The 13,659-nt window shown below is 61.7% G+C and carries 9 protein-coding genes and 2 tRNA genes; 8 read left to right on the forward strand and 3 right to left on the reverse strand.

The window, feature by feature from the left end; genetic code table 11:
* The first annotated feature begins 14 nt into the window (after nucleotides 1-14).
* Both PSH87_RS22650 and PSH87_RS22655 read left to right on the forward strand, forming a co-directional pair.
* Nucleotides 15-1,730, forward strand: a complete 1,716-nt coding sequence (locus PSH87_RS22650; protein WP_017736755.1) for a proline--tRNA ligase — start codon at nucleotides 15-17, stop codon at nucleotides 1,728-1,730.
* Between the two features lie 20 nt (nucleotides 1,731-1,750).
* Nucleotides 1,751-2,704, forward strand: coding sequence for a hypothetical protein (locus PSH87_RS22655; RefSeq protein ID WP_017736756.1), 954 nt, complete (start codon nucleotides 1,751-1,753; stop codon nucleotides 2,702-2,704).
* Nucleotides 2,705-2,833: 129 nt separating this feature from the next.
* Here the strand turns inward: PSH87_RS22655 and dinB are convergent, their stop codons facing one another.
* A complete protein-coding gene (dinB, locus tag PSH87_RS22660) occupies nucleotides 2,834-3,892 on the reverse strand; it encodes a DNA polymerase IV (RefSeq protein WP_017736757.1) in 1,059 nt (352 codons plus the stop codon).
* 279 nt (nucleotides 3,893-4,171) lie between these two features.
* Between dinB and PSH87_RS22665 the strand changes: the two genes are divergently transcribed.
* The 4 genes from PSH87_RS22665 to PSH87_RS22680 all read left to right on the forward strand — a co-directional run bounded on the left by PSH87_RS22665 (nucleotide 4,172) and on the right by PSH87_RS22680 (nucleotide 8,722).
* Nucleotides 4,172-4,248: transfer RNA gene (locus PSH87_RS22665), tRNA-Met, on the forward strand.
* Between the two features lie 195 nt (nucleotides 4,249-4,443).
* A tRNA-Met gene (locus PSH87_RS22670) sits at nucleotides 4,444-4,520 on the forward strand.
* Between the two features lie 279 nt (nucleotides 4,521-4,799).
* Nucleotides 4,800-7,442, forward strand: coding sequence for a bifunctional lysylphosphatidylglycerol flippase/synthetase MprF (gene mprF / locus PSH87_RS22675; RefSeq protein WP_017736759.1), 2,643 nt, complete (start codon nucleotides 4,800-4,802; stop codon nucleotides 7,440-7,442).
* Complete coding sequence (locus tag PSH87_RS22680; protein ID WP_305431209.1) at nucleotides 7,442-8,722, forward strand: virulence factor family protein; 1,281 nt, start codon at nucleotides 7,442-7,444, stop codon at nucleotides 8,720-8,722. Before mprF ends, PSH87_RS22680 begins: the two co-directional genes overlap by 1 nt.
* Nucleotides 8,723-8,890: 168 nt before the next feature.
* Here PSH87_RS22680 and recJ read toward each other — a convergent pair whose 3' ends face one another.
* Nucleotides 8,891-10,600, reverse strand: a complete 1,710-nt coding sequence (gene recJ / locus PSH87_RS22685) for a single-stranded-DNA-specific exonuclease RecJ (RefSeq protein WP_017736761.1) — start codon at nucleotides 10,598-10,600, stop codon at nucleotides 8,891-8,893.
* Nucleotides 10,601-10,787: 187 nt separating this feature from the next.
* Complete coding sequence (locus tag PSH87_RS22690) at nucleotides 10,788-11,330, reverse strand: YaeQ family protein (protein ID WP_017736762.1); 543 nt, start codon at nucleotides 11,328-11,330, stop codon at nucleotides 10,788-10,790.
* A 148-nt stretch (nucleotides 11,331-11,478) separates the two neighbouring features.
* On the opposite strand from PSH87_RS22690, the gene PSH87_RS22695 reads away from it, so the two are divergent.
* Nucleotides 11,479-12,678, forward strand: coding sequence for a CaiB/BaiF CoA-transferase family protein (locus PSH87_RS22695; RefSeq protein ID WP_017736763.1), 1,200 nt, complete (start codon nucleotides 11,479-11,481; stop codon nucleotides 12,676-12,678).
* Complete coding sequence (locus PSH87_RS22700) at nucleotides 12,678-13,565, forward strand: TIGR02285 family protein (RefSeq protein ID WP_305431210.1); 888 nt, start codon at nucleotides 12,678-12,680, stop codon at nucleotides 13,563-13,565. Before PSH87_RS22695 ends, PSH87_RS22700 begins: the two co-directional genes overlap by 1 nt.
* Nucleotides 13,566-13,659: the final 94 nt, after the last annotated feature.

Raw genomic sequence — 13,659 nt, forward strand, 5'->3', positions numbered from 1 at the left:
GACAACGGCCTACCATGCGTACCAGTCAATATTTGCTCGCCACACAGAAAGAAACGCCTTCCGACGCGGTTGTGATCAGCCATCAGCTGATGCTGCGCGCCGGCATGATCCGCAAACTGGCCTCCGGCCTGTACACCTGGCTGCCCATGGGCTTGAAGGTGATGCGCAAGGTCGAAGCCATCGTTCGCGAAGAAATGAACGCCGCCGGTTCTCTGGAAGTGTTGATGCCGAGCACCCAACCGGCTGAACTGTGGCAGGAATCCGGGCGCTGGGAAGAGTACGGCCCGGAGTTGCTGCGCTTCAAGGATCGTCATGGCCGCGATTTCTGCGCCGGCCCGACCCACGAAGAAGTGATCACCGACCTGATGCGCAACGAGCTGAGCAGCTACAAGCAGCTGCCGCTGAACCTGTATCAGATCCAGACCAAGTTCCGTGACGAAATCCGCCCACGCTTCGGCTTGATGCGCGGCCGCGAATTCATCATGAAGGACGCCTATTCGTTCCACGCTGACCAGGCATCGCTGCAGGTCACCTACGACCGCATGCACCAGGCCTACTGCAACGTGTTCACTCGCCTGGGCCTGAAGTTCCGCCCGGTTGAAGCGGACAACGGTTCCATCGGCGGCGCCGGCTCCCACGAATTCCACGTACTGGCCGAATCCGGCGAAGACGACATCGTGTTCAGCAACGGTTCCGACTACGCGGCGAACATCGAGAAAGCCGAAGCCGTGCCACGGGAAACTTCCCGCCCAGCGCCAAGCGAAGAGCTGCGCCTGGTGGACACCCCAGAGACCAAGACCATCGCGGCCCTGGTGGAAAAATTCAATCTGCCGATTGAAAAGACCATCAAGACCCTGATCGTGCGCGCCGAAGAAGAAGGCAAGCTGATCGCCCTGGTGATCCGTGGCGACCACGAACTCAACGAAATCAAGGCGGCCCAGCAACCTGGCGTGGCCAGCCCGCTGGTCATGGCCACCGATGCCGAACTGCGCGACGCCATTGGCGCCGGCGCCGGTTCCCTCGGCCCGCTGAACCTGCCGCTGCCGATCATCATCGACCGTTCGGTCGAGCTGATGAGCGACTTCGGCATTGGCGCGAACATCGACGACAAGCACTACTTCGGCGTGAACTGGGAGCGTGACCTGCCGGTTCCGACCGTGGCCGACCTGCGTAACGTCGTCGCTGGCGACCCAAGCCCGGATGGCAAGGGCACCCTGGAAATCAAGCGCGGCATCGAAGTCGGGCACATCTTCCAGCTGGGCAACAAGTACAGCCAGGCGATGAACTGCAAGGTGCTGGGCGAAAACGGCAAGCCGGTGATCCTCGAAATGGGTTGCTACGGTATTGGCGTGTCCCGCGTGGTGGCCGCTGCCATCGAGCAGAACAACGACGCAAACGGCATTATCTGGAGCGACACCCTGGCGCCGTTCCAGATCGCCCTGGTGCCCCTGCGCTACGAAACCGAGCAAGTACGCGAAGCCACCGACAAACTGTATGCAGAACTGACGGCCGCCGGTTTTGAAGTGCTGCTGGATGACCGGGACAAGAAAACCAGCCCGGGCATCAAGTTCGCCGACATGGAACTGATTGGCATCCCCCACCGGATCGTGGTCAGTGACCGCGGCCTGGCCGATGGCAATCTGGAATACAAGAGCCGGACCGAAGCCGAAGCCCAACCGTTGCCGGTGGCTGACGTGCTGTCTTTCCTTCAGGCGCGTATTCGTCGCTGAAAACCAGATCAAGAGAAGTCATGTTCAAGCGAAACACCAGAGCCCTGGGGGGCGCCGCCTTGTGCGGCGCCCTGCTGGTCAGCGGCTGCGCCAACCAGATGTCGCAACGCAGTGAGCACGAGGAGCGGGTCGAGCGCAAGTTGCTCGACCACAGCCTGCAGATCGATGTAGGCGAACCCAAAGTGCTGGAGCTGCCGCAACGCCGGGTGCGCATTCACGAGCAGAAGACCTTTGAGGTCACCGAGTTCGAAGTCACCCGTCGCTACGACCGCTACACCCCCTACCAGCCCTGGCGCAAACTCTATGAGATGCCTCTGGGTGCCGTCGCCCTGGTGGCCGGCGCGGGCGCCAACGTGGTGAATATCTTCGCCCTGGGCAACCTGCCGACCAGCGTTACCCGCGACTGGCTGACCTACGGCGTGGACGGCCTCAACCCGTTCATGAACGTGCAGTCCCATGGCCGCGCGCAACAGAACCTGGCGGGTATCGATGAAGTCCAGCGCGACAAGCGCGTGGAGTATTCGAGCCTGCCCTGGAGCGAGCGCCCGGTACAAGTCACCGCCGGCAAGCAAACCCACGAGCTGAGCACCGACCGCAACGGCGTCCTGCGCCTGAACCTGTTGGACAGCCCCTTTGCCGAGCAAGACCTGAACCGCGTCACCACCCTGAAAATCAGCGTGGAAGATGGCCAGGACGATGTGCATTCGGACTCCACACTGGCGATCAGCAGCACATTGCGCGGCAAGCTGCTGGAAGCTCACGGCCTGATCTACGACGACCTGGAAGATGACGAGGTGAACCAGTGGGTGCACCGGGTCAAGCGCTTGTCGGAGTTGGGTTTGGAAGAAGAGGCCAGCGAGCTTGAGCAGAGCCTGATCGAACTGACGCGCAATGATCCCGAGTTGCAGCAGGAGTTTTTGCAGGCGTTGACCAAGGATGCGGGGCGCTTGGTCGCAGATCCTGGCGCTCGCTGAGATCTAAAGCCTGCTGAAGATCTAATGTGGGAGCGGGCTTGCCCGCGATGAGGGAGTGTCAGTCAAAGCATGTATTGACTGATCCACCGCTATCGCAGGCAAGCCAGCTCCCACAGTTTTATCCGGTTTCTACCAGGAAAATTCGAGTTGTTCGTTGCCGCTGCTTAGATCCAGCAAGCGCACACCAATGCCCAACAACCGCACCGGCTTCCCACCCCGATTAAACGCCTGCGTCAGCAGCTGTTGATAACTCTCCAGATCCCGCCCTGCCCCCGCCTGTTCCAGGGTCGTCTGGGTAAAGTCATGAAACTTCACCTTCACGAACGGCTTGCCCGCACGGTAGCTGCTGTCGATACGCGCCATCCGCCCCGCCAGGGTCTCCATCAGTTCGGGCAGTTTCGCCAGGCAGCTTGAGAGATCCGGCAGGTCAACATCATAGGTGTTTTCCACACTGATGGATTGTCGCCGACTGTCGTTGTGCACCACTCGATCATCAATCCCACGCGCCAGGCTCCACAGTCGCTCGCCAAAACTGCCGAATTCGCGCACCAGCGCCAACTTGTTCCACTCGCGCAGTTGCAGGCAGTCTTCAATGCCCAGGCGCGCCAGCTTGTCCGCCGTGACTTTGCCCACGCCGTGCAATTTGTTCACCGGCAATTGGGACACAAAATCTTCAACCTGGTCCGGGGTAATCACAAACAGGCCGTTGGGCTTTTTCCAGTCGCTGGCGATCTTGGCCAGGAACTTGTTCGGCGCCACGCCCGCAGAGACAGTGATGTGTAGCTGATTGGAAACCCGGCGCCGGATATCCTGGGCAATGCGCGTGGCACTGCCGCCAAAGTGTGGGCAGTCGGACACATCCAGGTAGGCTTCATCCAGCGACAGCGGCTCGATCAGGTCGGTGTAGTCGCGAAAGATCGTGTGGATTTCCTTCGACGCTTCCTTATAGGCATCCATGCGCGGCTTGACGATGGTCAGGTCCGGGCACAGCTTCAAGGCGTGGCGTGACGACATGGCCGAACGCACCCCATACGCCCGCGCCTCGTAGTTGCAGGTGGCGATCACCCCGCGCCGGTCTGCCGAGCCACCCACCGCCAGCGGCTTTTGCGCCAGGCTCGGGTCGTCGCGCATCTCGATGGCGGCGTAGAAACAATCACAATCAACGTGGATGATTTTGCGCTGCGTCATATAAACAGAGGGTTGATTCAACGGACGGCCAGTATCGCATCCACCCCTGTATATAGCACCAGTAGTTTGAATCTTCCGTTTGAACGGTAGGAAGATTCGCGGATGAATTTATTTTTTCAATCGAATCGAGCGCCCCAATAGAGCTGAAACCCTTGGCCAGACTGGGCCAGAGCCGTTCACACAAGTGTCTTATAGCGCTAACCGATTGAACCACAAGCGCTTTTCTTCGAATAAGCGGTTGACACCCCCGCGTTCCTCTGTAGAATGCCGACACACAGACGCGGGATGGAGCAGTCTGGTAGCTCGTCGGGCTCATAACCCGAAGGTCGTCGGTTCAAATCCGGCTCCCGCAACCAAACATCAAAAAAGGCTACTCGAAAGAGTGGCCTTTTTTGTGCGCGTCCATTTTTCGATTGTCGGACAAAAATCTTTGTCTATCGCGCACTTACCGCTCGCGAGCGGCCATTCAACGGCTAATTCACACTTATTTGACCGATACCTCCATTAACGGTTGACACCCCGCCGCTTGGCTGTAGAATGCCGCCCACAGACGCGGGATGGAGCAGTCTGGTAGCTCGTCGGGCTCATAACCCGAAGGTCGTCGGTTCAAATCCGGCTCCCGCAACCAAACATCAAAAAAGGCTACTCGAAAGAGTGGCCTTTTTTGTATCCGGTGAAAAAGTCCTTCTGAAACAATGACATGGCATCTTTCATGAAACCGTAGACGGTTTGTAGAGTCCATCTCATTGCAAGCTATGCTCAATGCTCAAGCGCTGCCCTCTACGACCAATGGCCGCTGTCGCCGCCCCCGGCGATCCGCGTTAATATTTGTAATTATTTTGTCCATAGGGATTGGTAACTTGGCTGGATACCTCCATCCTGTCGCGCACAATCCACGAGGTGATTGATGCGCGCCAACTCGTCTGAACCACTAGACACCGTCACAGCAGAACAACCGATCGCTCCCGCCCGTTTGCGCTGGCTGGATCTGTTGAGCAAGTACCGCCAGCCCATCGGCCTGGCTGTCACCTTGTTGCTGTTCGCAATCGCCCTGATCGCCTGCCGGCACTTGTTGCTGGAGCTGGACCTTTACGCCCTGCACGACTCAATCCTGGAAGTGCCCAAGCCCGCCCTGCTCGGTGCGTTTGCTGCAGCGGTCGCCGGTTTCGTCATTCTGTTGGGCTATGAGTTTTCCGGTGCGCGCTACGCGGGCGTGAACCTGCCGGCCAAGACCCTGGCCCTCGGCGGCTTCACCGCCTTTGCCATCGGCAATGCCATCGGCTTGTCGATGCTCTCCGGCGGATCGGTGCGCTACCGCTTATATGCACGGCATGGCATCGGGGCTTCAGAAGTCGCGCACATGACCGTGTTTGCCAGCCTGGCCCTGGGCACCGCCCTGCCGCCACTGGCTGCACTGGCGACCCTGAGCAACCTGCCGGCCGCCTCGACCTACCTGCATTTGCCGCAAGCGGTGCTGGGCGGGATTGCTGGCGCGGTGCTGCTGTTGTCGGCGGTGTTGTGCATCGGTATTTATCGCCGCCGCCTGCCAGAGCAACCCTACCCGGACAACCTGCTGGTGAAAGCCGGCCGGCGCACCCTGCGCCTGCCGGGCCGGCGCCTGACCTTCCTGCAACTGATCATCACCGCACTGGACGTCGCTGCCGCCGCCACCGTCCTCTATATGTTGCTGCCGGAAGCGCCACCCTTCGGCCCGTTCCTGCTGGTGTACCTGCTGGCCCTGGCCGCCGGCGTGCTCAGCCATGTGCCGGGCGGTGTGGGCGTGTTCGAAGCGATCCTGCTCGCCGCCTTCGCCGACAAGCTCGGTGCCGCGCCATTGGCCGCCGCCCTGCTGCTGTACCGCATGATCTATGTGGTCCTGCCATTGCTGATCGCCTGCGTGTTCCTGCTGGTCAATGAAGCGCAGCGTCTGTTCCAGACCCAGCAAAGCCTGCGGGTCGCCTCAGGCCTGGCGGCACCGGTGTTGGCCGTGCTGGTTTTTTTGTCCGGCGTGGTCCTGCTGTTTTCCGGCGCCACGCCAGAAATCGACTCACGCCTGGAAAACATCGGCTTCCTGATTCCCCACCGCCTGATTGACGCCTCGCACTTTGGCGCCAGCCTGATCGGTGTGTTGTGCCTGTTGCTCGCCCAGGGTTTGCGCCGACGCCTGTCGGCGGCCTGGATGCTGACCATGGTGTTGCTGCTGACCGGCGCCCTGCTCTCGCTGCTCAAGGGCTTCGACTGGGAAGAGGCCAGCCTGATGACCATGACGGCGATCCTGCTGGCGATCTTCCGCCGCTCGTTCTACCGCGCCAGCCGCCTGACCGAACTGCCGTTCTCGCCGCTGTACCTGGTGGCCAGCGTCTGCGTGCTGGGCGCATCGATCTGGCTGCTGCTGTTCGCCTATCAAGACGTGCCCTACAGCCACCAGTTGTGGTGGCAGTTCACCCTCGACGCCAACGCCCCGCGCGGCCTGCGCTCGTTGCTGGGTGCCGCCGTGCTGCTGGTGATCGTGTCGCTGACCTGGTTGCTGCGCACCGCACGCCCGATCATCCACTTGCCGACCCCGGAAGAACTGGAACGCGCCAGCAAGATCCTGATGGCCTCGTCCCAGCCCGACGGCGGCCTGGCGCTGACCGGCGACAAAGCGCTGCTGTTCCACCCCAATGATGAAGCTTTCCTCATGTACGCCCGTCGCGGCCGCAGCCTGGTAGCCTTGTACGATCCGATCGGCCCGACCCAACCGCGTGCCGAGATGATCTGGCAGTTCCGCGACCTGTGCGACATCCACCATGCGCGCCCGGTGTTCTACCAGGTGCGGGCGGAAAACCTGCCGTACTACATGGACATCGGCCTCACCGCGATCAAGCTGGGCGAAGAAGCCCGCGTCGACCTGAAACGCTTTGACCTGGAAGCCAAGGGCAAAGAGATGAAGGACCTGCGCTACACCTGGAACCGTGGCACCCGGGACGGCCTGTCCCTGGAGATCCATGAACCGGGCACGGCGCCGATGGATGAACTCAAAGTCATCTCCGACGCCTGGCTGACCGGCAAGAACGTGCGGGAAAAAGGCTTTTCCCTGGGACGATTCAGCGACGACTACCTCAAGCACTTTCGCATCGCGATCATTCGCTTCGAAGGGCGCCCGGTGGCCTTCGCCAACCTGCTCGAGACCTACAACCACGACCTGGCCAGCCTCGACCTGATGCGTGCGCACCCGGACGCGCCCAAGCTGACCATGGAGTTCATGATGGTCGGCCTGATTCAACACTATAAGAGTCACGGCTACGCCCGCTTCAGCCTCGGCATGGTGCCGTTGTCGGGCCTGCAACCACGCCGCGGCGCCCCACTGACCCAACGCCTGGGTTCGATGGTGTTCCGTCGTGGCGAGCAACTGTATAACTTCCAAGGTTTGCGCCGCTTCAAAGACAAGTTCCAGCCTGACTGGGAACCCCGTTACATGGCCGTGCCCGCAGGACTTGATCCGCTGGTGGCACTGGCCGATACCGCCGCCCTGATCGCGGGCGGCTTGACTGGATTGGTGAAACGCTGATGATTCGACGTTCCTGGCGGTATGTATTGGTCGCTGTAGTGCTGCTCGCCTTGATCGCGGGCGGTGGCTTTTGGTACTGGAACCGCCCTGCCCCGCAGCCGACCCTGGAGCAACTGCCCCAGGCGGACGGCTCGGTGATCACCCGCGTGACGCCAAACGGCACACCCAAAGCCCGCGTCGTCGTGGCCGTGATGGCGGATGAAACCCTGACCGATAGCCAGCTGATCGCCCTGAGCCAGGGCGGCAAGGCACAAATCGTACAAGTGGTCCTGCCAAAGGATGACTGCAAGCTGCAGGAACAAGCGCTGCAAGGCGCCCTGGCCCAGCTCAAGGGCCCGGCCACCCTGGTCAGCGGCATCGGCCCAGGCGCAGCCCTCGCCTGGCGCTGGCTGGCGACACAGAACGACGACAAGGCCAATGCCATCTCCGTCGGTTTCGCCCTGGTACAGGAAGGCTGCAAGGACCCGCTGCCGAAAACCGCAGCCCATGGCAACTGGTTGGTGGCGTGGAACGACAACCCTGACGATGAAAGCGCCAGTTTCGTACGCGACACGCCGCGCGCCACCACCAGCATCAGCGACTACGACATTCACTACCCGCAAGTGCTGAACAACGAACTGCGCAAGCAACTGGTGGGTTCGGACAACGGTGGCCTGGCCATCCCGGTGGTCGAAGTACCAGCCGGCCAGGCCAAGGACACCGTGACCCTGTTCCTCTCCGGCGACGGCGGCTGGCGCGACCTGGACCGCGACGTGGCCGGCGAGATGGCCAAGATCGGCTACCCGGTGGTCGGCATCGACACGCTGCGCTACTACTGGCAGCACAAGACCCCGGAACAAAGCGCCAAGGACCTCACCGAACTGATGCAGCACTACCGGCAGAAGTGGGGCACCAAGCGCTTCGTCCTGACCGGTTACTCGTTCGGCGCCGACGTGCTGCCCGCGATCTACAACCGCATGCCGGAAAACGAACAGCAGCGGGTCGACGCGATCATCCTGCTGGCCTTTGCCCGCACCGGCAGCTTTGAAATCGAAGTGGAAGGCTGGCTGGGCAACGCCGGCAAAGAAGCCGCCACCGGCCCGGAAATGGCCAAGCTGCCGCCGGAGAAAGTGGTGTGCATCTATGGTGCGGAAGAAGTCGATGAAAGTGGCTGCACCGACAAGACGGCGGTGGGTGAAGCATTGAAGCTGCCCGGTGGGCATCACTTCGACGAGAACTACCCGGCGCTGGCGCAGCGGTTGGTGGATATCATCGTGAAGCATCAGGCCAAGGCCGAGTAAGCCTGAGACTTATACAGATCTAATTGTGGGAGCCGGCTTTTGTGGGAGCTGGCTTGCCTGCGATAGCATCACCTCGGTGTCACTGCAAGACCGAGGTGCCTGCATCGCGGGCAAGCCCGGCTCCCACACAAGCCCGCTCCCACATTTGTTTGAGGGTGTGGCTGATACCTAGCGTGGCTCGATGTGCGCAATCATCAACTGCACCGTCTCATTGCCCCGAAACTCATTCACATCCAGCTTGTACGCCAACTCCACCCACTTCACCGTCGGGTTCGGCCAGACGTCACGGTCCACGCCAAATGCGATGCCATCGAGCTTCACCGACCCGCATTCGCTCTTGAGCACCACCTTCAGGTGCCGCTCCCCGACCACGCGCTGCTCTACCAACTGGAACACCCCGTGAAACAACGGCTCGGGAAAGTGCTGCCCCCACGGGCCGGCGTGGCGCAGGGCGCGAGCCAGTTCCAGGTGAAACTCTTCCACCGCCAGGGTGCCGTCGGACAATAGGCGACCGGTGAGGTCTTCTTCGCGCAATTGCCGACGCACTTCAGCATCAAAGGCTTCGGCAAACAGTGGGAAGTTTTCCTCGTGCAGTGTCAGCCCCGCCGCCATCGCGTGGCCGCCGTATTTGGCGATCAGGTCGGGATGCTGGCTCGCCACCACCGCCAGGGCGTCACGGATGTGAAAGCCCGGCACAGAACGCCCTGAGCCCTTGAGCAAGCCATCACCGGCGTCGGCGAAGGCGATGGTCGGGCGGAAGTAACGTTCCTTCATGCGTGACGCCAGGATACCGATCACACCCTGGTGCCATTCCGGGTCGAACAGGCACAAGCCGAACGGCATCGATTCCACCGGCAAGTCCTTGAGCTGGGCCAGGGCCTCGCGCTGCATGCCTTGCTCGATGGATTTGCGGTCCTGGTTCATGCCGTCCAGTTGTGCGGCCATTTCCCGCGCGGCGGCGACGTCGGTGGTGAGCAGGCATTCGATGCCCAGGCTCATGTCATCCAGGCGCCCGGCGGCGTTGAGCCGTGGGCCGAGGATGAAACCGAGGTCGGTGGAGGTGATACGCGCCGCGTCGCGCTTGGCCACTTCCAGGATCGCCTTGATCCCCGGCCGTGCACGACCGGCACGAATGCGCTCCAGGCCCTGGTGCACGAGGATGCGGTTGTTGGCGTCGAGGGGTACCACGTCCGCCACGCTGCCCAGGGCTACCAGGTCGAGCAAGTCGCCGATGTTCGGCTGCGGTTTGTTTGCGTACCAGCCCAGGTCGCGCAAACGCGCGCGCAGGGCCATCAGCACATAGAAGATCACACCCACGCCGGCCAGGGCCTTGCTCGGGAAACCACAGCCCGGCTGGTTGGGATTGACGATTGCGTCCGCTGCCGGCAATTCATCGCCCGGCAAGTGGTGGTCGGTGACCAACACTTGCAGCCCCGCCGCTTTCGCCGCCGCCACGCCTTCGACGCTGGAGATGCCGTTGTCCACGGTGATCAGCAACTGCGGCTCGCGTTGCAATGCTACGGCGACGATTTCCGGGGTCAGGCCATAGCCGTACTCGAAGCGGTTGGGCACCAGGTAATCCACATGGGCCGCGCCGAGCAAGCGCAAGCCCAGGGTGCCCACGGTGCTGGCGGTGGCGCCATCGGCGTCGAAGTCACCGACGATGAGGATGCGCTGGCGTTGCTCCAGGGCCGTCACCAGCAAGTCCACCGCCGCGTCGATGCCTTTGAGCTGCTGGTAGGGAATCAACCGCGCCAGGCTTTTATCCAGCTCGGCTTCGGACTGCACACCGCGCGCAGCGTAGAGACGGGTCAACAGCGGTGGCAATTCACCGAGAAACGGCAGGACGGCGGGCAACGGGCGGGGATCGATACGCATGGGGTGAGGAAGGCTTCTCTTCGATACAGCGGTTAAACAGGAGTTTTCAAAACAACACATATCAACTGTGGGAGCTGGCTTGCCTGCGATGGCATCAACGCGGTGTAACTGTTACACCGAGGTGCCTGCATCGCAGCGGTGCGGCGATCCGACAAGCCAGCTCCCACACAAGCCTGCTTCCACAGGTTCAGCCGCGCTCGCCGACCAGCCACTGCAGTTGCACTTCATGCTGGCCACGGTCGTCGGTGACGAAGATCGTGCCTTCGCTGATCATCACATCCCACTTGATCACGCGCGGCATATCCTTGGCCAGGGTCTCGAGGACTTCCTGCGGCACGGCGGCGATGTGCACGTTTTTCAGGTTGTTGGCCACCGGCACTACCTTGCCTTCCCACACGCGCAGGCTGCCGTACGCCAGCAGGCTGGTGCGCTCGGTGCGACGCGAGCACCAGGTCAGGCGATCGGCATCCGGCTGGCCAACTTCGATCCAATGCAAAACCCGATCATCCAGGCTTTTTTCCCACAGGGCTGGCTCGTCTACATCTGACAGGCCACGGCCGAACGACAAGTGCTCGTTGTACCAGAGGGCGTAGGCCAGCAGGCGCACGGTCATGCGTTCTTCGGTTTCCGAAGGATGGCGGGCGATGGTCTGTTTGACGCTCTCGTACACCGAACGATCAAGGTCGGTGAGGTTGAGTTCGAATTTGTAGGTCGTGGACGGCTGGGCCATGAACGGGCTTCTAGAGACAGGGAAAGGCGGCCAGTCTAACCGATGGCAGGGCCATTCAACGAATACTGCGCTGCATCATCCTTATCCATGGGCCGCTCGCCTATGTTAAAAGGCATCACACCACCGTCCCGTGTTTGTAAGGATCCCCATGTCGCTTAATGCCAAACCCCTTGCCGGCCTGAAAGTCATCGAACTGGGCACCCTGATCGCCGGCCCGTTTGCCTCGCGGATCTGCGCCGAGTTCGGTGCCGAGGTGATCAAGGTCGAATCCCCGGACGGCGGCGACCCGCTGCGCAAATGGCGCAAGTTGTATGAAGGCACTTCGCTGTGGTGGTTTGTGCAGGCGCGCAACAAAAAGTCGCTGACACTGAACCTCAAGCACCCGGACGGCCTGGCCATTCTCAAGCAGTTGCTGGCGGATGCCGACATCCTGATCGAGAACTTTCGCCCCGGCGTGCTGGAAAAGCTCGGCCTGAGCTGGGAGACCCTGCACGCGCTGAACCCGAAGCTGGTGATGGTGCGCCTGTCGGGGTTCGGCCAGACCGGGCCGATGAAGGACCAGCCGGGGTTTGGCGCGGTGGGCGAATCCATGGGCGGGCTGCGCTATATCACCGGTTTCGAGGACCGCCCGCCCGTGCGCACCGGGATCTCCATCGGCGACTCGATTGCCGCGCTGTGGGCGGTGATCGGCGCGCTGATGGCCCTGCGGCATCGCGAGGTCAACGGCGGCTTGGGCCAGGTGGTGGATGTGGCGCTGTATGAAGCCATCTTCGCCATGATGGAAAGCATGATTCCCGAGTTCGACGTGTTCGGGTTTATCCGCGAGCGCACCGGCAACATCATGCCCGGCATTACGCCGTCGTCGATCCACACCAGCGCCGACGGCAAGCATGTGCAGATCGGCGCCAACGGGGATGCGATCTTCAAGCGTTTCATGCTGGCCATCGGTCGCGAAGACCTGGCCAACGACCCGGTACTGGCCAGCAATGACGGGCGCGATACCCGTCGCGATGAGCTGTATGGCGTGATTGATCGCTGGGTCAATTCATTGTCGCTGGAGCAAGTGGTCGAGGCCTTGAACAAAGCCGAGGTGCCCGCCAGCCGCATCTACAGTGCCGAGGACATGCTGGGCGACCCGCAATTTCTCGCCCGGGAAATGTTCCTCAAGGCGCAACTGCCCGGCGGCAAGGACTTCAAGATGCCCGGCATCGTGCCCAAGTTGTCGGACACCCCCGGCAGCTGCGAGTGGGTGGGGCCGCAGTTGGGTGAACACAATGGTGTGCTGCTGGAGAGCCTGGGTTACGACGCCGCCGCCATTGCCCGCTTGCGTGAGGCAGGCGCGATCTGATGGTGCTTCGGTGCAAACGCGGGTGGGTGCAGCTCTGCCTTGTCGCCTCGTTGTTCAGCGGCTGGCCCCTGTCGGCGCACGCCGGCGAGACGTTGACCTGGTTGTTGCGCGACCTGCCGCCGCTGACCATTTTCGAGGGGCCGCGCAAAGGCCAGGGCGCACTGGACCAACTGTTGCCGATCCTCATCGAGCACTTGCCGGACTATCAACATCAGGTCCTGCACGTCAATCGCGCGCGCGGCATGCAGATGATGCGCGAACCGACCACACTCACCTGCGATCCTTCATTGCTGTGGACGGCGGAGCGAGCCAACTACATCGTGTTCTCCAGCCAGGCGTTTGTGGTCGCCAGCAATGGCATCACGATCCGGCATAGCCAGGAGGACGCGATGGTGCCCTATATCGTCGATGGCCAGTTCGACCTGCAGGCCTTTTTCGATGCCCATAAAGCACGGGTGGGCGCCATCGCCGAACGCAGTTACGGGCCGGTCGTCGATCAACAGCTCAAGCAGGCCGATGCGCACAAGCTCGCCCTTCACTACGGCAACGATGCCCTGGGCAGCCTGCTGCAAATGCAACGCCTGGGGCGCCTGGAAGCGGTGTTGGGTTACTGGCCGGAAATCCGCTATCACGCCATGCAGCAGGGCATCCCTTCCGCTGACCTGAGCTTTTACCCGATCAAAGGCTCAGCGCCCTACCAACGCACCCACATCGGTTGCTCGGATACGCCTCAGGGGCGTCAGATCATTCAGCGCATCAATCAGCTGCTGCTGGACATCCCACTGGAACAGGTGCAGCAGTCCTACGCCTCGTGGCTGGACCCGGTGATGCGCGAGCATTACCTGCGGGACAACCCCAGCTTCTTCCAGGATTCGCCAGAGCCCTGACAAATCGCAGGCAAAAAGAAACCCCGAAGAGTGGGGAGACACTTCGGGGTTAAACGTGGCCTATAAAGACCAGTACAACAAGGCGCAAACACCG

The sequence above is a fragment of the Pseudomonas sp. FP453 genome (assembly GCF_030687495.1).
Taxonomy (GTDB): Bacteria; Pseudomonadota; Gammaproteobacteria; order Pseudomonadales; family Pseudomonadaceae; genus Aquipseudomonas.